The organism is Pseudonocardia xinjiangensis (assembly GCF_012911925.1).
GTDB classification, from domain to species: Bacteria; Actinomycetota; Actinomycetes; order Mycobacteriales; family Pseudonocardiaceae; genus Pseudonocardia; species Pseudonocardia xinjiangensis.
Map to the genome: position 1 here is coordinate 1 of NZ_JAAXKY010000141.1, position 19,656 is coordinate 19,656.

Below are 19,656 nucleotides of genomic sequence, written 5' to 3' on the forward strand. Positions count from 1 at the left end.
CCCTCGAGTCGCCCACCCAGTTCATCGCCTGCGCGTGCACCTTGGCGCGGTTGGCAGTGAACTGTGCGATGAGCTCCCGGTCGTTCGACGCCTCGATGGCCCTGGTGACGTTCTGCATCAGCTCGTCGGCTGATCTCCGAGGGGTACCCGAGGGGCTCGGTAGGTCGCTGTAGACCTCGACATTGTTCACCGTGACGAGCCGTTGGACGGGGACGGACGCCGAGCGCTGCACGGCGGGCTCCTCGTCCTCGGCGACCTGTGCCCCCACCGGCACCGAGCCTCGAAGCGCCCGGGCGGCGTTCGCCTCGGCGGCGCGTTCGAAGCTGTCCGACGGGTCACTGATCGAGAGTCCCGATGCGTCCGTCGTGCCGGACACGGGGCCCGAGCGCTGTTGGATGACGTGGGTGAGCTCGTGGGCGAGCGTGTGCTTGTCGCGGCCCTGGCGTCCGACGACGACATGCTCTCCGGAGGTGTACGCGCGGGCTCCGATCTCCGCGGCGGAGCGGTCCGCGGCCGCGGTGTCGTGCAGGCGCACGCTCCGGAAGTCGGCTCCGAGCCGCGCCTCCATCTCCGTGCGGAGGGAGTCCTCCAACGGGCGCCCGGGGGACCGCAGGACGCTGTGCACGCTGGAGCGCTGGACGTCGGGGGAGGCCGCGGGGACGTCGTCCTCCTGCTGGGCCAGCAACTGGACGACCGCCGAGTTGCCTGCGGTGTGCTGCAGAGCGGTGACCGGAGGCAGCGCCGCCGCCGTCGTCGGCGCGGCGGGCGGCCGTGCGGTGGTGCGGCGGCCGTCCTGACGCGCGTCGCTCCTGTCCGGCCGCCGTCCCTGCTCCCGCATCCGTTCCCACCTCTCACGCATGGCGCGACCGACCGAAGTCACACGTCCTTGGTGGTCTATCCCAGTGCCGACGGGGTGGGGAAGGACCGCAAGGGCAGACGCCGGGGCAGTCCTGCATTCGGCCGCGGGTAGGGGAGCCGAGGCGGTCAGTCCCGCATCGGCGCCTCGTCCTTGCGTTCGAGAGCGGAGGGCCGGCGGGTCCGCACCGTCCGGGATGGCTCCTGCCGTCCGGACGACCGTCGTCCGTGCCGGACGGCGGGTTCGCTGGGCGCCTCTCCGCGCTCGAGCGCGATCTCCCGGCGCAGCGCGGCGAGGATCCGTTCGGTGCTGTCGCCGCTGCCGAAGAGGCGCTGGACGTTGTCCCGCTGCTGGGGTCGCAGTGGGTCCGGCTCGCCGGCGAGGAACTTCTCGGCCAGGCCGCGCGCGTCGTCGACGGTGTGCACGGTGTGCACACCCGTGGCGACCTGCTCGCCGATGGCGTTGAACGGCCGGTGGCCGTCGCGCTCGAAGAAGATCACCGGCTTGTCGAAGAGCTGGTACTCCACGAGCATCGAGAGGCCGTCGGTCACCATCACGTCCGAGGCGGCGAGCGTCGGGCCGTAGTCCGCCTCGGACAGCACCGCGGTGTTGGGCAGCGCCGCCCACTTCTCCATCCAGGCGTCGAAGTCCGAGCGGCTGACCGGGGAGGCGTCCGAGCCGGGGAACGGCAGCAGCGCCGGGTGTGGCATGAACACGAACTGGACGTCGGAGCGCTGCGCGGCCCACGCGAGCATGTCCTCGCTCATCAGGTGGAAGGCGCCGAAATCCGTCCAGCCCTGCGCGATCGAGTGGTGTGCCGACCAGACGACGCGGCCGGGGCGACCGGCGGCCTCCTCGGGCGCGCGCACCGGCCACTCCGGCCGCGCTGCCCGCAGGTGGTCGGCCTTGGGGTGGCCGACCACCCGGAACTGCGCGCCTGCGCGCGCACCGTCCCGGACCGCCGTGTCGAGCATCATCTCGTTGGTGCAGAAGACCAACCAGGCGGAGCGGTGGTAGTCGCTGTCGACAGCGGTGTTGGACGTGCGGGGGTTCGGGACGTTGACGACGATGTTCATCGTCTCGTAGGGGACCAGGCAGGTGCGGGCGAAGCCGAGCCGCTCGGTGCCCAGCTCGTCGGGGATGTCGGCGTCCCACTGGGACTGCCGGAAGATCACGTCGGGTTCGATCGCCTTGATCAGCCGGAGCAGGTCGCGCGGGTCACCGTCGGAGAAGCGGAGGTGCGCAACCCCGCGGTCGCTCAGGCCGCGGTGCACGTCCTCCTCGCTGCCGAGCCCGTCCGAGCCGGGGAACCGCCGCGGGATCGACGCGACGATGGGCTCGAAGTCGTCGGCGGCGGCCATCTTCAGGACGAGTGCGTGGTAGGAGTCCCATGCCCCGATCACGTGCACCAGGAACAGCACGCGGGTCGGTCGGCGCCGTAGCGCGGTGCGCCGGGCGGTGACGTGCACGGAGTCCCGCAGCTCGACGACGCCCTCCCGGGACTCGACGACGGTCTCGACGACCCGGTCGAGCCGGGACTGCACGGCGCCGACATCGTCACGGGTGGCGTGCAGCTCGGCGTCGATGGCCGTGAGCTGCCGGTCGAGCGCCTCCATCCGGTGCGGCAGGTCCTTCGCCGCCCACCGCAGCAGGGCACGCAGCGTGCCGATCCTGGCGCGGAGGATCTCGCTCCGCTTCCTGACCCCCATGACCACCCCTGTTCGCGTCCGGTACGCCGGCGCCGGCGTTCTGGCGGTGAACGACGGACGCACGCTGCCCGGCTTTCCGGTGACGAGCACGTGAATCCGGGCCTCACGTTACGGCGGGTCGGATTCCGGCATCAGACGGGACCGCTGGGCACTCCGGTCACCTGGGCGGATGTGCCCCGAGCCGTCCCGGTCGCACGGCCTGCCGGCAGGACGGAGGCCGCCGGGCGGCCCATGCCTCAGCCGGTCTGGCGCGGACCGATCCGCGGGACCGAGCCGGCCTCCTGCCGGGTGGCGTTCGTCTGCTCCAGCCAGCTCCCGAACTCGGGAGCCGGTGTCGGGCACAGGTGCAGGTAGCCCTGGGTGGCGTCGGCACCGGCGCTGCGCAGGAACTGCAGCTGCTCGATGCGCTCGACGCCCTCCGCCACGACCTTCAGCTTGAGCCGTCCGGCCATCTGGACGATGGCCTCCACGACCGCCTGGTCGGCGGCACGCGACGGGCCGGTCGACAGGAAGGACTTGTCGATCTTGACGATGTCCAGCGGCAGGGTGCGCAGCGTGCTCAGCGCCGAGTAGCCGGTGCCGAAGTCGTCGATGGCGATCGTGACGCCCAGGGCGGCGAGCGCCGCGAGCGCGGTGCGGATCGCCGGTGAGTCCAGCACCATGCTCTCGGTGATCTCCAGGACCAGACGATCCGGCGGCATCGCGAAGTCGGTGACGCAGGACCGCACGGTCGCGACGAAGTCCTGGTCGATCAGCTGGGCGGCCGACACGTTGACGTGCACCGCGAGCGGTCCCGACGGGCCGGACCACGAGACGGCGTCGGAGCAGGCGCGGCGCAGGACCTGCGCGCCGATGGCGACGATCGCCCCCGTGCGCTCGGCCGTGGGGATGAACTCTGACGGCTGCAGCAGCCCGCGCGTCGGGTGCTGCCACCGCACGAGCGACTCGACCGCCACGCACCAGTCCTCGCGCACCGAGACGATCGGCTGGTAGTGCAGCACGAGCTCGCCCGCCCCGGCGGCCGCCGCCAGCTCGGCCTCGAACTGGAGCCGCCCGTCGTCCTGCAGGAGGCTCGGGTCGTACATCTGCACCCGGTTCTTGCCCTTGGCCTTCGCCGCGTACATGGCGATGTCCGCCCGTTGCACGAGCTGCTCGCCCGTGGAGTGTCCGCCGCAGGCGAAGGCCAGCCCGACGCTGGCGCCCACCTGCGCGAGCCGCCCCTTGATGGACACGGGCTCGGCGATCAGCTCCACGAGGCGTTGCCCCACCGCTGCCGCCTCGTCGTCGCGGTCGCGGAGCAGGACGGCGAACTCGTCGCCGCCGATCCGGGCACACAGGTCGTCGGAGCGGACGCCGGCCCGCATCCGGGTGGCCACGCTGCACAGCAGCTCGTCGCCTGCGGAGTGGCCCAGACCGTCGTTCACGATCTTGAAGTCGTCGAGGTCGAGGAACAACAGCGCGAGCCGTCGTTCGAGGTCGGCGATCCCCGTCGCCAGCGCGGCGTTGAACGCGGCCCGGTTGGCCAGCCCGGTCAGCGGATCCTGGCTGGCCAGGGTGGAGAGGTCGAAGTGCGCATCGCTGTTGCGCAGGGCCAGCGCCACCTGGTTGACCATTGAGCGGACCGCCACCACCGCCTCCGTGGGGACCTGAGGCTCGGCTCCGAGCAGGATCCAGCCGCCGGTCTCGGGGAGCGGCACGCCGATCCAGGTGCCGCCGACTCCGGTGAGCTCCTTCAGCGGCCCACTGTCGGGCAGCGGTTGTACACCGAGATCGAGGTTCGCGGGCAGCACCGACATCGGCACCGTGCACGGGCTCTGCTCCGAGCTTCCCGCGTGCCCGACGACCGCCGCTCTGCTCCCCCTCAGGATGACGATCAGCAACTGCATGTCCGGGGTCGCTTCGCAGATCGCACGGGCGCACTCGGTCCCCGTCTCCTGGATCTTGCGGCGTTCGGTGACGCCGATGAGCCGGCTGCCCAGACGAACGAGCGCGGCGTCGCGCTTCTGGGACTGCTCACGAGCGAACAGGCTGAGGACCAGGTACCGCGCCACCCCGGCCGTCACGAACATGACGGGCACCACGCTGACCACGTTCGTGATCGCGCCGCTCGGCAGGACCCCTTCCCGGCCCGGCAGCAGGTGCCACACCTCCAGCGAGGCCAGGATCGCCGCGGCCAGGAACGAGGTGTGCAGGAGGACGCCGCGGGTGGAGCCGTACAGCGCGTGCAGCCACAGCGAGCCGAACAGGAAGGTGAAGACGGTGGCCGGCGCGGGCCCGGCGACCGCCGCGACGAGGACCAGCGCTGCCTCCACGACACCCAGCAGGAGGGGGGCGCGTCCGGACAGGTAGCGGTAGCTCCACACCACGAAGAGGCCGGCGAAGGCGGCGATCACCAGGAGCCAGGCGAGCAGACCCCGGGTGCCGATCATGCCGGGCAGCGACAGCAGGATCAGCGCCAGCACCATGAGGGTGAACAGCCACCGCGTCTGCGCCACCAGATCCTGCGGGCGCCCGAAGCGCACCCAGTCCGTCGGTGGCGCTGCGGTCGCCTCATCGCTGTACGCGTGCACGCCACCATCCCGACCTCGGCCCCGGACCCGGGCCGGGGGCCTGCACCCCACGAGCCCGCCCGGTACGGCCTAAGGGCACGTTCGGACCAGGCCGGGCCGCGCCGACATTCGGACGCAATAGCCAAGCCTACGGGTAAATGCCTCGTAACGGCGTGCAGACCTCTCCGAACGGGTTTCCCCGGAGCCGGCAGGAGATTCTACGGAATGACCTTGTGGACTTCCGGATCGACTTTCAGGCCCAGGTCGGGCAGCCCCAGCCAGTCGAGCCGAACTGCCGCCGTGTCCGCGCGCTCCGCGAGTTCCAGCTGCATGCCGTATACGGACAGCAGCAGGGACTGCAGGGAGTCGACACCGAAAGAGGCCTCGACGGCCTCGTCGCCGAGACCCAGGATCTGGCGGGGGCAGTACCAGTCCCCGCCGGGCAGGGGGTCCGGCAACGGCTTGCCGATCCTCAGCACCACCGGAGTGCGGTGACCGTCATCGGCAATGGCGTCCACCTGCCGCTCGGCCACGACCTCGCCGAGCTCATAGGTCATCGTCACGTGCTCCCCCTGTCGATGCGATCGCGAATCGCACACGATAGCGAGCGCACCCTCCTAACGGGCCGGTTCGCCCTGCGGGCCGAAAGCGGTCAGGAACCGGTCGCGGAAGGCATCCATCCGCCACACCGGAGCGTCCGGGCCGGGTTTCAGGCCGTCCTGCCACTTCCACCCGGAGATGCGGTCCAGCACGTTCTTGTCCTTGGCGACGATCGTGATCGGGACGTCGTGGTTCGCGCCCTCCCCGCTGACGAGCGAGAGGGGCTGGTGGTCGCCGAGGAAGACGAGCACCAGGTTGTCGTCGCCGTAGGTCTCCACGTAGGAGACGAGGCTGTTGATCGCGTACCCGATCGAGCGCGCGTACGCGTCGCGGACGGCGGGGGTGCCCTTCGCCCACACGGCGTCACGCGGCGGGGCCCCGGCCGCCAGGCCGGTGTAGACCGAGCCGTCACCGATGCTGTTCCAGTCGAGGACCGGTGGGATGAACGGCCACGGCGCGTGGCTGGAGACGGTGTCGATCTCCGCCATCACCGGAGAATGGTTCGGAGCCGAGCGCTCGGCGCGCTGGAAGGCCGACAGGATGTACTGGTCGGGCACCGTCGCCCAGCCGAGGTCCGGTCCCTTGTAGGCGAGCTTCGGGAAGTCGTACACCTGGTCGAAGCCGTAGAACGCCGCCTCCGGCCACGCCCCGGTGGTGCCCGGCGCCACCGCGGCCGTCCGCCACTTCGCGCGGTGGAAGGCGCTGGTGAAGGTCAGGCGATCGCTGGCGACGAGGGTGTCGTAGCGCTGCTGGTTGTCGACCCAGAGGCCGGAGAGGAACGTGGCGTGCGCCAGCCAGCTGGAGCCGCCGAACGTCGACGAGGTGAGGAAGGCGCTCTTCGCCGCGAACCCGGCCGCGGCCAGGCGCCGGGTCCCGTCGTCGAGCACGGGGTCGACCACGGCGGCGAGATCGGGGTTCTCCACCGCGCTGCGCCCGTAGCTCTCGACGAACGTGAGGATGACGTCCTTGCCCCGCAGCCCGGTTAGTAGCTGGTCGTCCGGCGTGTCCCCGAAGGGGTCGGCGGCCACCTGGGCTTCGAACGCCCGCTGGTCCAGCAGGCCCGCCCGCACCTGGACGGCGTGGTCGTAGGCGAGGGTGGTCGCGCTCGTGCCGGCGACCGGCACCCCCGGGACGAGCTGCGCGCCCAGCAGGGCGCAGGTGATCCACACCACCCCGAGCACCAGCGCGGCGCGGGTCGCGAAGATCCGGCGCCGCACCACGAGCCGGGTCAGCCGGAGAGCCGCCATGATCATGAGAGCGACCAGTGCGACCGCGAGAACCACGACCCCGACGACGGTGGCATCCGTGCCGATCGGGCCGATCGAGCCCCTGAGGAAGTCGAGGCCCGCGCTGAGCAGGGGCCAGTCGATCACCGGGTCGAACGGCCGGGCGAGCACCGAGACGAAGCCGATGTCGAGGATCTTCAGGATGGTCAGGAGGCCGAGGACGGCTCCGCCGACGATCGCCACCACCCGCCGCGGCGTCGCCGGCAGGACGAGCAGGACGGCGACGGCGACGAGCGCCTCGACGGGGATGCGCACGAACGCGGCGGGTGTGAGGTGGCCGAGGTCGTCCGGGGCGACGAGAGCGAGGAACACGAGCAGGGCGGCCAGTGCGGTGACCACCCGCGCCACGGCCCGGCGTCCCGCTCCCCGCTCCCCGGCCCCGGGCGTCACGTCATCCCGGACCTCGCCCGCCTCGTCGGCCGGGGTGGCGTCCTCCGGTGTACGCGCCGGACCGCCGTCGGCCGGCGGGTCGTCCTTCCGCAATGCTCTGTTCCTTCTGTTCGAGTTGCCGTGGTCGCTGCTCACTCCCGCGGGTGCGGCCCGACCATCGCAGCGTCGTCCGGCCGGGCCGGAAGGCGCGAGTTGCGCCACAGCCACACCACGGACTCGCCGAACGACCAGACCAGCAGGGTCAGCGCCACCGCCACCAGCGCGACGGCGAGCAGGAACGGCAGAGCCTCACTGGCGGCCACGACGAGGGCGATCCCCTGCAGCGCGGCCACGGTCTTGGCGGAGTACCTCGTGGGCAGAGCCGACCGCATCCACGGCGCCAGCCGGCTCGCCGCGACGAATACATACCGCATCGCACCGATGGCCAGTACCCACGGGCCCAGCAGCACCGCGACGTGGATGCTCAGCACCAGTACGAGGAACGCGTCGACCTCCATGTCGAACCGGGCACCGAGCGCGGAGACCGTGCCGGTGCGCCGGGCGACCTGCCCGTCGACGGCGTCGAGAGCCAGCGCCACGGCGGCGATGACGACGAGCGGCGCGACCGGGGCGTCCCCGGTCACGAGGCCGTCCGCGACGAGCGCGGTGACGCCTCCGACGAGCCCGGCCCGCACCAGCGTGACGATGTCGGCCGGGCCGAGCGTGGTGATCCCGGCCCGGTGGACGGCGGCGGCCAGCACGCTCCAGAGCGCCACGAGGTACGCGATTCCGGCGAGCCAGCCGGCCTCGTCGAGGCCGCCTCCTGCCCACAGTCCGACGAGCAGGACGACCTGGACACCCGCCCCGACGGCCTGCTGCTGCGTGATCCGCTGCCGGTCTACGGTCGACATCGAGCCTCTGTGCACACACTCAGCACGGGTCCGGAGACGCGGAGGTTCAGCACGAATTGGAGGGATGTGTGGATCGCACCGCGCGAGCCTTTTGGCTCCTGGCTCCGGGCGAGGGCGAAATTCGCCCTGTCGAGGTACCCCGACCGGGTCCCGACGACGTCGAGGTCCGAACGCTGTACTCGGGAGTCAGCCGCGGCACCGAGACGCTGGTCTTCCGCGGCGGCGTGCCGGAGAGCCAGTTCGCCGCGATGCGCGCTCCGTTCCAGGACGGGGACTTCCCCGCGCCGGTCAAGTACGGATATCTGAGCGTGGGAGTGGTCGAGCATGGGCCTCCTTCGCTGCTCGGCCGTGCCGTGTTCTGCCTCTATCCCCATCAGACGCGCTACGTGGTTCCGGCCGCAGCGGTGACGCCGATCCCTGACGGTATGCCGCCTGGACGTGCCGTGCTCGCCGGCACCGTCGAGACGGCGGTGAACGTGCTGTGGGATGCGGCGCCGCTGGTCGGGGACCGGATCGCCGTCATCGGGGCCGGGATGGTCGGGTGCAGCGTCGCCGCGGTGCTCGCGCAGTTCCCCGGGGTCGAGGTCCAGCTCGTCGACGTCGATCCCGCGCGCGCCGCCGTCGCCGACGCGCTCGGTGTCCGGTTCGCCGCCCCGGAGGAGGCCGTGGGGGAGTGCGACCTGGTGGTGCACGCCAGCGCCACGGAAGCCGGGCTCGCGCGGTCCCTCGAGCTGCTCGGCGACGAGGGCGAGGTCATCGAGATGAGCTGGTACGGCGACCGGCCGGTGCGTGTGCCGCTCGGCGAGGCCTTCCACTCGCGACGGCTGGTGGTGCGCAGCAGTCAGGTGGGGGCCGTCGCGCCGGCCCGGAGAGGGCGGCGGAGTTTCTCCGATCGAATGAGTTTGGCGCTGCGGCTGCTGGCAAATCCGGTGTTCGACGTGCTGATCACGGACGAGCGACCCTTCGAGGACCTGCCCCGGCTGATGCCGGAGCTCACTGGCGGTGAACTTTCCTCGCTGTGCGTCCGTGTCGTGTACGGACAGCAGTAGGAGACGCCGGAAGGGCAGGTCTTGTTCACCATCACCGTTCGGGATCACGTCATGATCGCTCACAGTTTCCAGGGAGAGGTGTTCGGTCCGGCCCAGCGCCTGCACGGCGCGACGTACGTGGTGGACGCCTCGTTCCGGCGTGCCGACCTCGATGCCGACGGCATCGTCGTCGACATCGGCCTGGCGACCCAGGAGCTCGGCGCCGTACTGGCCGACCTGAACTACCGCAACCTCGACGACGAGCCCGCATTCGCCGGTGTCAACACGTCCACGGAGTTCCTCGCCAAGGTCATCGCCGACCGGCTCGTCGAGAAGGTGCACGCGGGCGCTCTCGGTGCCGGGGCCCGCGACCTGGCCGGGATCACGGTCGTGCTGCACGAGTCGCACATCGCCTCAGCGAGCTACGAGCGCTCCTTGTGAGACCGGGCGGCCTCATCGCAGGCCTGCGCTCCGTGCACGTCGTCGTCCCCGCTGACATCGACGACACCACCGTGCCCAGCGGCGGCAACACCTACGACCGCCGGGTCTGCCTCGGCCTGCCGGCCACCGGCTGGTCGGTGCACGAGCTCGCGGTCGCCGGGGCGTGGCCCCGGCCCGACAGCGGCTCGCGCGCGGCGCTGGCCCGTGCGCTGCGCGCCGTGCCCGACGGGGCCGTCGTCCTCGTCGACGGGCTCATCGCCTGCGGCGTGCCGGACGTCGTCGTGCCCGAGGCCGGCAGGCTGAAGCTCGTCGTTCTGGTGCACCTGCCCCTCGGCGACGAGCTGGGGCACCCACCCGCGCTCGCTGCGGAGCTGACCGCGCTCGAGCGGGAGACGCTGCACGCCGCGAGCGCGGTCGTGGCCACCAGCCCGTGGGCGGCGCGCCGGCTCGTCGCGCACCACGGGCTCGCCGCCGACCGGGTCCACGTCGTCCCGCCCGGCGTCGACCCCGCGCCGATCGCGCCCGGCACGGACGGCGCGACCCGCCTGCTGTGCCTCGGGTCGGTCACCCCGACCAAGGGCCAGGACCTGCTCGTCGAGGCGCTGGCGGCCGTCGCCGACCTGACGTGGACGTGCGAGCTCGCCGGTCCGGTGCGTCGCGATCCCGCGCATGTGGCCGCGGTCCGGGCCACGATCGAGCGACACGGGCTGGGCGAACGGGTGCAGCTGACTGGTCCCCGGACGGCCGCGGAGGTGGCCACGTCCTACGCTGCCACCGACCTGCTGGTGCTGCCGTCCCGTGTCGAGTCCTACGGGATGGTCGTCACCGAAGCGCTGGCCCGGGGGATCCCGGTGCTGGCCGCAGCTGTCGGTGGGGTGCCGGGCACCCTCGGCGACGCTCCGGACGGCGGCGTGCCGGGACTTCTGGTGTCGCCGGACGACGCCCCGGCACTCGCAGGGGAGCTGCGCCGCTGGTTCGACGAGCCGGCACTGCGGGACCGGCTCCGCCGCTCCGCGAGGGGGCGCCGCAGAACTCTGAACGGATGGGAGGTGACGTCACGATGTCTGGCCGGAGTGCTGGAGCCGCTGAGTGGGACGCTCGGTTGAGCGTGCCCGGATCGCCCATATGTGCGCCGGACTGGCTGACGCTGCGGGAGGGCGCCGACGCCGCGGCCCGGTCGACCGAGCTGGTCGAGCTGGTCCGCGGACATCTGGAGGCCACGGCCCGGACCGGTGCGCCCTCGGTGATCAGGGATCTCGGCTGCGGCACCGGCTCGATGGGCCGCTGGCTCGCCGGCCGCCTGCCCGGACCGCAGCTCTGGATCCTGCGCGACCGCGACACCGGGTTGCTGTCCTACGCGGGCGCGAACACGCCGGGCGAGGCGGCCGACGGCGCCCCGGTCACCACGCGGACCGAGGGCGGGGATCTCACCGACCTGCGCGCCACCGAGCTCGCCGGCACATCGCTGCTCACCGCATCCGCGGTACTGGACCTGCTCACCTCCGAGGAGGTGGACGGTCTCGCCGCCACGTGCGTGGAGGCCGGCTGTGCTGCGCTGCTGACGCTCACGGTCGCCGGGAGCGTCGACATCTCTCCTTTCGACCCGCTGGACGCCGTGTTCGCGGCCGCCTTCGACTCCCACCAGCGGCGCCCCGTGGACGGCAGGCAACTGCTCGGGCCGGACGCCGGTCCCGCCGCGGCCGCCGCGTTCACGCAGCGGGGAGCGGTGGTGGAGACCCGGCCCAGCCCGTGGCGTCTCGGTCCGGAACAGGCCGAGCTCGCGGAGGAATGGCTGCGGGGCTGGATCGCCGCCGCGTGCGAGCAGCAGCCGGACCTCGAACGGCATGCCGCCGCCTACCTGCGGCGCAGGCTCGAGGCCTCCACGGCCGGTGAGCTGCTGGTCGAGGTCGGCCACGTCGACGTGCTCGCGCTCCCGGCCGGTGCGTCGTGATGGGGCGGCTCTGGCGCTACGCGCGGGTGCTCGCCGGCGTCGGCATCCTGGTCGCGCTCGTGGTGCACCTCGGTACCGGCGCCGTCGTCGACGGGCTGCGGTCGATCGGCACCGGGTCGGTGCTCGCCGCACTCGGCATCGGCCTGCTGACCACGGTGTTCAGCGCCTGGCGCTGGTGCCTCGTGGCGCGCGGTGTCGGCCTGCGGCTGCCGTTGGCCACAGCGGTGGCCGACTGCTACCGGGCCCTGTTCCTCAACTCCGTGCTGCCCGCGGGCGTGCTCGGCGACGTGCACCGTGCGGTGAACCACGGCCGCCGGTCCGGCGACGTCGGGCGCGGCGTCCGCGCGGTGGTGTTCGAACGGGTCGTCGGGCTGGTGGTCCTGATCGTCGTCGGGATGGGTGTGCTGCTCGCGCAGCCGACCCTGCTCGCGGTCACGGTAGGCGATCTGCACCTCGGCCGCGGCGCCCTCGGCTGGACGCTCGCCGCGCTCATCGCCGTCGTCGCGCTCGGGATCTGGACGATGCGCGGGGCCCGCGCGGCGCGGCTGCGCGACGCGTTGCGCACGGTTCTCGCGGACGTCCGCACCGGAGTGCTCTCCCGCGGCATCCTGCCGGGGCTGGTCCTGCTCTCCGTTGCCGCGCTGGTCGGCTACCTCGCGCTCTTCGTGGTCGCCGCTCGCGCCGCGGGCTCCGAGGCGCCGCTCGGTGAGCTGCTCCCGCTGCTGGTGCTCGCGCTGTTCGCCATGGCGCTGCCGCTGAACGTCGGAGGCTGGGGTCCCCGCGAGGCCGTCACCGCGGTCGCGTTCGGCGCGGTGGGGTTCGACGCTACCCAAGGGCTCACCACCGCGGTGGTCTACGGGGTGCTCAGCCTGATCGCGTGTCTCCCCGGGGTCGGTGTGCTGCTGCTGCGCCGCCCGGTCGCCCGGCTCCTGCGCTCGCCGGCGGTCCGGCAGCCCGAGGTCCTGGCCGCTGCGGAACCCGTGACGGACAACGGCGTCGAATGGACGTCACGTCCCACGCGACTAGTGTGGCGCGAGTGCTGATCCTCGTCCGCCATGGACAGACGGACGCCAACGCGCAAGGGCTCCTGCTCGGCCGGGCCGACCCGCCGCTGAACGAGTTCGGGGAGCGGCAGGCGCGTGCACTGGCGAAGGCATTCCCGCGTCCGTCCCGGATCGTGTCCAGCCCGCTCGCCCGCGCCCGGCACACCGCCGCGCTGCTCGCCGGTGCGCCTCCGGGTGTCATGGACGCCGAGGACGTGGAGGTCGACGCCCGGTGGATCGAGATGGACTACGGCGAGCTGGACGGCAGGCCCGCGACAGCCCTGGACGAGGGGTCGTGGCGGACGTGGCGGGAGGACCCGGAGTTCGTGCCCGCGGGTGGGGAGTCCCTCGCCGCTGTGTGCTCGAGGGTGCACGAGGCCTGTGCCGAGCTCGCCGACGACGCCGCGCGCGGTGACGTCGTGGTGGTCAGCCACGTCTCCCCGATCAAGGCCGCGGTCACCTGGGCGTTGGGGGTGAGCCACGAGGTGGGCTGGCGGATGTTCCTCGGCGACGCCGCGATCTGCCGGATCGACACCAGTGGCCGGGTGCCGCTCCTGCTGGCGTTCAACGACCCGTGTCCCTTCGACGGAGGCGACCCCGCCGACTGCTGAGGTCCGGTCAGGCCGCTGCGGCCGGCCGGACCAGGCGGGCGTATACGTCCCCGGACCGGCCCAGCGGCCGGAAGCGTTCGAGCAGCGACACCAGTTCGGCCGCGTCGAGCCAGCGGTCGCCGGCGAACCGCATGGTCTCGATGGGCGAGTAGTTGTACTCGTACCCGCCCGCCGCGGCTCCGAGCTGTTCCACGAGGTCCAGCGCGGCGAGTGCGGCGTCGTGCGCAGGCGGCAGGTACTCGAAGGACAACCCGCGCAGCGGCCGGGTGAGCCCGCGGAGCACGTCGACCTCGAAGCCCTCGACGTCGATCTTGCAGAAGGCCGGCTCGCCGTGGGTCGCGATGAGGTCGTCGAGGGTCGCCACCTCCACCTCGACGGCGCGGTCCCACCGCACCCGGGCGAAGCTGCTGTCGGTGGTGACCGACTCGATCCAGTCACGTGACATCGAGGAGACCGTGGGTGTCGCGGTGGACAGGCCCAGCTGTGCCCGCCCCGCCCGGGCCCCGACAGCCTCCGGCACGATCGTCACCCCCCGGTCGCGGCCGAAGAACAGACGCAGGACGCGCAGGCAGTCGGGCTGCGGCTCGACCGCGATCACCCGCGCCCCCAGCTTCCGCCACGCGCGCACCCGGCTTCCCACGTGGGCACCGATGTCGAAGGCGATGTCCCCCGGCCCGAGGAACTGGCCGTAGAACCGCACCATCCGTCGGTGCCTGCCCGGCACCCCGTGGTACATGGCCAGGGATCGCGCGATCCCGCGCACGCGGCGGAGCATGCGGAGACCCTACTCGGGGCCTGCGCGGCGGAAGATCCAGAACGAGTCAGCCCGCGACGGAGCCCCAGACGGCCGCCGCGCCCGAGTGCCCGGCGAGGACAGTGACGGTGACCGCGACCAGGCCGGAGACCGCCGACAGCGCCCCGACGACCCGCGTCACCGAACCGCTCCTCCGGCGTCCCAGGACCGCCGCCGTGATCGCGAGCACCGCGAACGGCCACGCCGCCACGACCGTGAACAGGCCGAACTGCCCGTGCTGCGCGATCACCGGCGCGAACTCCGCGGTGACGTCGATCGCCGCCTCCAGTTGGTCGCCCGCGAGCTTCGCCAGCGTCGCCGTCACGGCCCCCGCCAGCGCTCCCGCGGCGACGAGCAGCCCGTACGGCCGGACCCACGCCGGTCGCACCGCGAGAACGACGGCGCCGAGCACGGCGAGTGGGATCAGAACCACCACCGCATGGACGAGGAGTGGATGCGCCGGGACGCCTGCGACCGTGATGAGCACTGCAGCATCCTGGACCACCGGCGGGACGCGCCCTCGGACGGCGCCCGCCCGGGTCTCGCGCCGGCCGGCCCCCGCGAGTCGCCCGTTTCGCGTGCGCGAGTCGCCCGGTCCGGGCGCGGGGTCGCCGTGTGGCGCGGCGCCTGTTGATCGTCGCGAGGTGCGGCGGCGCCGGCATGATCGTTCCGAGATGTGGCCCTTGGCCCTCGGAAGGGCCGAAAGGCGGGTCTCGTGGTGATCACGTGGCCCCAGGCGGGCGACTCGCCCGCGGAAACCGGGCGACTCGCGGGGGTACGGGCCCCGCCGCTCTGGCCGGGTCGCCGGGACTCAGGCGACGACGGACTCGGAGAGCTCGCGCCACCTCTCGTCCGACTCGGCGAGGGTGCGGGCGCTCTCCTGGGCCATGGCGTAGGCCTGGGAGCCCAGGACGAGCCGGAGCGGCGCGTCCTCGCGGCCCGCGAGCGTCCGGATCAAGACGCTCGCGGCGCTCGTCGTGGGCTCCCTCGCCAGGGCCGGCCGACTGTGACGGCGGCAGCGGGCGGCAGGAACCGCATCCTCGACGGGTAGGACTCCGGCGTCGTTCGTCGTGGCGGACCAGAAAGACGGTTCCGATTCGTGCGCCGCGACCAGGACAGCCGCGACCCGTCCCGGCATGCTCCGCATCCACCCGATCTTGAGTGGAGGCACGATGCGATCTTCCGCGGCCCTCGCGGCAGCCGGCGCGCTGGCGCTGACCCTTGCCGCGTGCGGCAGCGGCGGCACGGCCACCGGAGGAGGGGCCGCGGACGGCGGCACGTTCGTGATGGTGCTGCCCGCCGACCCCGGCAACCTCGACCCGCACTTCACGTCGCTGTCGAGCGCGTTCCAGGTGGGGCAGTTCCTCTACGACTCGCTGGTCGACATCGACGAGAAGGGCGAGATGGTGGCGGGCCTCGCCGAGAAGTGGGAGGCGACCACGACCACGGCGACGTACACCCTGCGCGAGGGCGTCACGTGCTCGGACGGCACCCCGCTCACGGCATCGGACGTGGCGGCGAACATCAGCTTCGTCGGCGACACCCGGAACGCCTCCACCCGCGTGGGCATCTTCGTGCCACCCGGTGCGAGCGCCACCGGCGACGACGCGACGCGCACCGTGACCGTCACGTCGCCGGTGCCGGACGCCTTCCTCAGCCGCACCGTCGGCGGCCTGCAGATCGTGTGCCCGAAGGGGATGGCCGACCGGAGCCTGCTCGCCCGCGGCGCCGTCGGCAGCGGGATGTACACGATGACCGAGGCCGTGCCCGGCGACCACTACACGCTGACCCGGCGGCCGGAGTACGCGTGGGGTCCCGGCGACTGGCGCCCTGACCAGCCGGGGCTGCCGGACAAGGTCGTGCTGCGCGTCGTGGCCAACGAGACCACCGCTGCCAACCTGCTCGCCTCCGGCGAGGTGCAGGTCGCGGCGGTGACGGGTCCCGACCGGCAGCGCCTCCAGGGCATGGGGTTGTTCGAGCGGGACGCGCGCTACCCGGCAGGCGAGCTCTGGTTCAACCAGGAGGCCGGGCGCCCCGCCGCCGACCCGGCGGTCCGGCGGGCGCTGACGCAGGCACTCGACCTCGGCCAGCTCGGGCAGGTGCTGACCAGCGGGGCGGGTCTGCCGTCCAGCGGGTTCGTGTCCACCGGCCGGAGCCCGTGCAGCACCGGCGAGGTCGCCGCGAACCTCCCGGCGCACGACCTGGACGCGGCACGGGCAGGCCTCGACGCCGCCGGCTTCCCGGCCGGACCGGACGGGCTGCGCGCACGGGACGGCGGGCGGCTGTCGATGTCGGTCTTCTACCCGACCTCGGTGCTCCCGGGGATGCAGGCCGCCGCCGAGCTGCTGCAGCAGGCCTGGGCCGCTGTCGGCGTGGACGTCACGCTCCGGGGTGGCGCGGACGCCGAGACGGGCCAGCTCGTGTCCGGGCAGGCCGACTGGGACGCCGCCTTCATCCCGCTGACTGTGTCGCTGCCCAGCCAGCTGGTGCCGTTCCTCTCCGGGCCGACGCCGCCCGCCGGCACCAACTTCGCCCACATCCAGAACCCCGGCTACACGGCCGAGGTCCAGGCGGCGGCCGCGATCCCCGGCGTGGGCGGCTGCGACAGGTGGGCCGCGGCGGAACGGGAGCTGCTGCGCAACGTGGACGTCGTGCCGTTCGCGGACGCCACGAGACCGATGTTCGGGCGCGGCGTGACGTTCGAGCTGAGCGACGGCAGCGTCGCGCCCGCCACGATCCGATTCACCGGCTGACCCGGTGACGACCGCGATCGCCGGCGTCCCCGGCGCTGCGGGCCGCACCGGGGGGAACGGGTGGCTGCGCTTCGCGCTCCGCAGGTCCGGCCGTTTGCTGGTGTCGGTGTGGGTGCTGGTCACCGCGGCGTTCCTGATGCTCCACCTGATCCCCGGCGACCCGGTGCGGGCCGCGCTGGGGGCCACCGCATCGGCTGAGCTGGTGGCCGCCCGGCGGGCCGCGCTGGGCCTCGACGCCCCGCTCTGGCTGCAGTACGCGAGGTACGTCCGGGGCCTGTTCACCGGGGAGATGGGCACGTCGCTGACCTCCGGGCTGCCGGTGTCGTCGATCATCGGGGACCGCCTGCTCGCCACCGTCGAGATCGCGGTCTACGCGTTCGGGCTGGCCGTGCTCGTCGCGGTCCCGCTCGGGCTCGCGATGGCGGTGCTGACCCGAGGCGGCCGGCGCCGCCGGGCCGAGCTCGGGTTCACGGGCACCAGCGTCGTGGTCGCGGCCGTCCCGGAGTTCCTGCTGGCAGTCGGGCTGGTCTACGTGTTCGGCGTCCGGCTCGGCTGGGTGCCGGTCGCGGGGCAGTCCGGTCCCGCCTCCTACGTGCTGCCGGTCGTGGCGCTCGCGCTCGGCCCGGCGGCGGTGCTCGCCCGGATCGTGCGGGTGGAGACGCTCACCGTGCTGCAGGCCGACTTCATCCGCACGGCGCGGGCCAAGCGGCTGCCGGACCGGCTCGTGCTGGCGCGGCACGCCCTGCCGAACGCGCTGACCGCGACCCTGACGCTCGGCGGGCTGATGTTGAGCTCGCTGGTGGTCGGCACGGTGCTGGTGGAGAGCGTGTTCGCGTGGCCGGGGCTGGGCAGCTCGATGGTCGCCTCGATCGTGGGCCGGGACTACCCGGTCGCCCAGGGCGTCGTGCTCGTCTACGGCGCGGGTGTGCTGCTGGTGAACCTCCTGGTCGATGTGGCGCTCGCGCTGCTCGACCCGCGTTCGACGATCCGGGAGGGCTGAGCGGTGGAGTCACGGTCGGCGGCCCGGTGGGCCGGGGCGCTGCGCAGCCCGTTGGGCGTGACCGCGGCGGTGCTGCTGGCGGCCGTACTGCTGCTCGCCGTGGTGGCCCCGGTGCTCTGGTCCGGCGCCGCGGACGCCCCGGACACCACCCGGATCCTGCAGGGCCCCTCCGCCGCGCACTGGGCCGGCACCGACGCGCTCGGGCGCGACATCCTCTCCCGGGTCCTCGTCGCGACCCGGTTGTCGGTCGTGCTGGCGCTGCTCGCGACCGCGATCGGGGTGCTGGCCGGCATCCTGCTCGGGTCGGCGCCGGTGCTGCTGGGCAGCCCCGCGGGCCGGTGGGTCACCGCAGCGGTGAACATCGCCGTCGCCTTTCCCGGCCTGCTGCTCGCCCTGTTCTTCGCGGTGGTGTTCGGGGTGGGCACGAGCGGGGCGCTGCTGGCGATCGGGGTCGCCGTCGCGCCCGGCTTCGCCCGGCTCACCCAGACCCTGGTGGCCGGGGTCGCCGGGCGCGACTTCGTGGCGGCGGCGCGTCTCGCCGGCGTCGGGCGGGTCCGGCTGCTCACCCGGCACGTCCTGCCCAACATCGCCGAGCCGCTCGTGATCAACGCGACGATGACGGCCGGCTCGTGCCTTCTGGCGTTCGCGGGGCTGTCGTTCCTCGGCATGGGCGTGCAGGCTCCCGCCTACGACTGGGGACGGATGCTGGGCGACGGGCTCAGCGGCATCTACGCCAACCCGGCCGCGGCACTGGTCCCCGGGGCCGCGGTGGTGGTCGCGGGGCTGGCGTTCAACCTGTGCGGCGAGGCGATCGCGAAGGGTGTGGGGATGCGCGCCCCGGTCGTGCGCCCCGGCCGGGACGTCGGCGCGGACCTCGGCCCGGACCTGGCCCCGCCGGTGGCGGTGCCCGCAGACGAGGACGCCGTGCTCGTGGTGGAGAACCTGCGGGTCGGCTTCCCCGGCCCGGACGGCCCCGTCACCCCGCTGCGCGGGGTGAGCCTGACGATGCGGCGCGGCGAGACCGTCGGGATCGTGGGCGAGTCCGGGTCGGGCAAGAGCCTCACCGCACTGGCGATCGCGAGGCTCGTCGACGACCCGGGGCGGGTGCATGCCGACCGCCTGGAGTTCCTGGGCGAGGACCTGACGACGGCGCGGTCGCGGGAGGTGCGGCGGCTGCTGGGCACCTCGTTGGCGATGGTCTTCCAGGACCCGATGACCTCGTTCAACCCGGCGATGCGGATCGGGCGCCAGCTCGCGGAGGTGGCCGAGCAGCACCAGGGCATGGACCGCAGGCGGGCGTGGGCGCACGCCGTCGACCGGCTGCGCGCCGTCCGGATCCCGGGGGCGGCGCGGCGCGCGGCGCAGTACCCGCACGAGTTCTCCGGCGGCATGCGGCAGCGGGCGATGATCGGGATGGGCCTGATGGGCAGCCCCGCGCTCCTCATCGCCGACGAGCCCACCACCGCGCTCGACGCCACGGTGCAGCGGCAGGTGCTGGCGCTGCTGGACGCGGTCCGCGCCGCCGACGACGTCGCGGTCCTGCTGATCAGCCACGACATCGGCGTCGTCCGCGAGACGTGTGCCCGCGTGCTCGTCATGTACGCGGGGCGCATCGTCGAGGATCTCCCCGCCGCGGAGCTGCGCACCTCGGCCCGGCACCCCTACACGCGGGCCCTTCTCGCGGCGGTGCCGGACATGACGACCGACCGGGAGCGGCCGCTCGCCGTCATCCCCGGTCGGTCGTCATGTCCGGCAC

Annotated in this window: 18 protein-coding genes; 9 read left to right on the top strand and 9 right to left on the bottom strand. The window is 73.1% G+C overall.

The annotated features are described in order from the left end of the window. The 6 genes from HF577_RS29985 to HF577_RS30010 form a co-directional block, all read right to left on the bottom strand. Positions 1 to 838: eCIS core domain-containing protein (locus HF577_RS29985; protein ID WP_169399349.1), on the bottom strand; the 838-nt coding region annotated here is incomplete at its 3' end. Between the two features lie 146 nt (positions 839 to 984). Then, complete coding sequence (locus tag HF577_RS29990) at positions 985 to 2,565, bottom strand: hypothetical protein (protein ID WP_169399350.1); 1,581 nt, start codon at positions 2,563 to 2,565, stop codon at positions 985 to 987. A 236-nt stretch (positions 2,566 to 2,801) separates the two neighbouring features. Further along, the gene (locus HF577_RS39915; RefSeq protein ID WP_169399351.1) at positions 2,802 to 5,135 is read right to left on the bottom strand and encodes a putative bifunctional diguanylate cyclase/phosphodiesterase; all 2,334 of its coding nucleotides are present in this window, start codon (positions 5,133 to 5,135) and stop codon (positions 2,802 to 2,804) included. 197 nt (positions 5,136 to 5,332) lie between these two features. Further along, complete coding sequence (locus HF577_RS30000) at positions 5,333 to 5,671, bottom strand: DUF6968 family protein (RefSeq protein ID WP_169399352.1); 339 nt, start codon at positions 5,669 to 5,671, stop codon at positions 5,333 to 5,335. Between the two features lie 60 nt (positions 5,672 to 5,731). Beyond that, complete coding sequence (locus HF577_RS30005) at positions 5,732 to 7,483, bottom strand: sulfatase-like hydrolase/transferase (protein WP_246267544.1); 1,752 nt, start codon at positions 7,481 to 7,483, stop codon at positions 5,732 to 5,734. Between the two features lie 38 nt (positions 7,484 to 7,521). Then, positions 7,522 to 8,280: a CDP-alcohol phosphatidyltransferase family protein gene (locus tag HF577_RS30010; RefSeq protein ID WP_169399354.1), complete on the bottom strand. Its 759-nt coding sequence runs from the start codon at positions 8,278 to 8,280 to the stop codon at positions 7,522 to 7,524. 68 nt (positions 8,281 to 8,348) lie between these two features. Between HF577_RS30010 and HF577_RS30015 the strand changes: the two genes are divergently transcribed. From HF577_RS30015 to HF577_RS30040, 6 genes are read left to right on the top strand one after another with little or no spacing between them, the layout of a single operon-like run. Continuing rightward, a complete protein-coding gene (locus HF577_RS30015) occupies positions 8,349 to 9,329 on the top strand; it encodes a zinc-dependent alcohol dehydrogenase (protein WP_169399355.1) in 981 nt (326 codons plus the stop codon). Between the two features lie 21 nt (positions 9,330 to 9,350). Continuing rightward, positions 9,351 to 9,749 carry a 6-pyruvoyl trahydropterin synthase family protein gene (locus HF577_RS30020; protein WP_169399356.1) on the top strand — a complete coding sequence of 133 codons (399 nt, stop codon included), beginning with the start codon at positions 9,351 to 9,353 and terminating at the stop codon, positions 9,747 to 9,749. Positions 9,750 to 9,772: 23 nt separating this feature from the next. Further along, positions 9,773 to 10,855 (top strand): glycosyltransferase family 4 protein, encoded by a 1,083-nt coding sequence (locus tag HF577_RS30025; protein ID WP_211175047.1) that lies wholly within the window; start codon positions 9,773 to 9,775, stop codon positions 10,853 to 10,855. Between the two features lie 2 nt (positions 10,856 to 10,857). After that, positions 10,858 to 11,700: a class I SAM-dependent methyltransferase gene (locus tag HF577_RS30030; RefSeq protein WP_312859466.1), complete on the top strand. Its 843-nt coding sequence runs from the start codon at positions 10,858 to 10,860 to the stop codon at positions 11,698 to 11,700. Beyond that, positions 11,700 to 12,743 (top strand): lysylphosphatidylglycerol synthase transmembrane domain-containing protein, encoded by a 1,044-nt coding sequence (locus HF577_RS30035; protein ID WP_169399359.1) that lies wholly within the window; start codon positions 11,700 to 11,702, stop codon positions 12,741 to 12,743. The genes HF577_RS30030 and HF577_RS30035 overlap by 1 nt, the downstream gene beginning before the upstream one ends. After that, positions 12,737 to 13,354, top strand: coding sequence for a histidine phosphatase family protein (locus tag HF577_RS30040; protein ID WP_169399360.1), 618 nt, complete (start codon positions 12,737 to 12,739; stop codon positions 13,352 to 13,354). Before HF577_RS30035 ends, HF577_RS30040 begins: the two co-directional genes overlap by 7 nt. A 7-nt stretch (positions 13,355 to 13,361) precedes the next feature. Here the strand turns inward: HF577_RS30040 and HF577_RS30045 are convergent, their stop codons facing one another. From HF577_RS30045 to HF577_RS30055, 3 genes are all read right to left on the bottom strand, one after another. Continuing rightward, entirely contained in the window at positions 13,362 to 14,129 is a 768-nt protein-coding gene (locus HF577_RS30045; protein WP_169399361.1) for an FkbM family methyltransferase, read from the bottom strand. Between the two features lie 46 nt (positions 14,130 to 14,175). After that, complete coding sequence (locus HF577_RS30050; RefSeq protein ID WP_169399362.1) at positions 14,176 to 14,634, bottom strand: DUF2231 domain-containing protein; 459 nt, start codon at positions 14,632 to 14,634, stop codon at positions 14,176 to 14,178. A 324-nt stretch (positions 14,635 to 14,958) separates the two neighbouring features. Further along, on the bottom strand, positions 14,959 to 15,105 hold the full coding sequence (locus HF577_RS30055) for a hypothetical protein (RefSeq protein ID WP_169399363.1): 147 nt from the start codon (positions 15,103 to 15,105) through the stop codon (positions 14,959 to 14,961). A gap of 214 nt (positions 15,106 to 15,319) precedes the next feature. Here HF577_RS30055 and HF577_RS30060 point away from each other — a divergent pair, with 214 nt between their 5' ends. The 3 genes from HF577_RS30060 to HF577_RS30070 form a co-directional block, all read left to right on the top strand. Further along, the gene (locus HF577_RS30060) at positions 15,320 to 16,900 is read left to right on the top strand and encodes an ABC transporter substrate-binding protein (protein ID WP_169399364.1); all 1,581 of its coding nucleotides are present in this window, start codon (positions 15,320 to 15,322) and stop codon (positions 16,898 to 16,900) included. 4 nt (positions 16,901 to 16,904) lie between these two features. Then, positions 16,905 to 17,900, top strand: a complete 996-nt coding sequence (locus HF577_RS30065) for an ABC transporter permease (protein WP_407692253.1) — start codon at positions 16,905 to 16,907, stop codon at positions 17,898 to 17,900. A gap of 3 nt (positions 17,901 to 17,903) precedes the next feature. Beyond that, the coding region (locus tag HF577_RS30070; protein ID WP_169399365.1) for a dipeptide/oligopeptide/nickel ABC transporter permease/ATP-binding protein at positions 17,904 to 19,656 on the top strand (1,753 nt) is incomplete at its 3' end.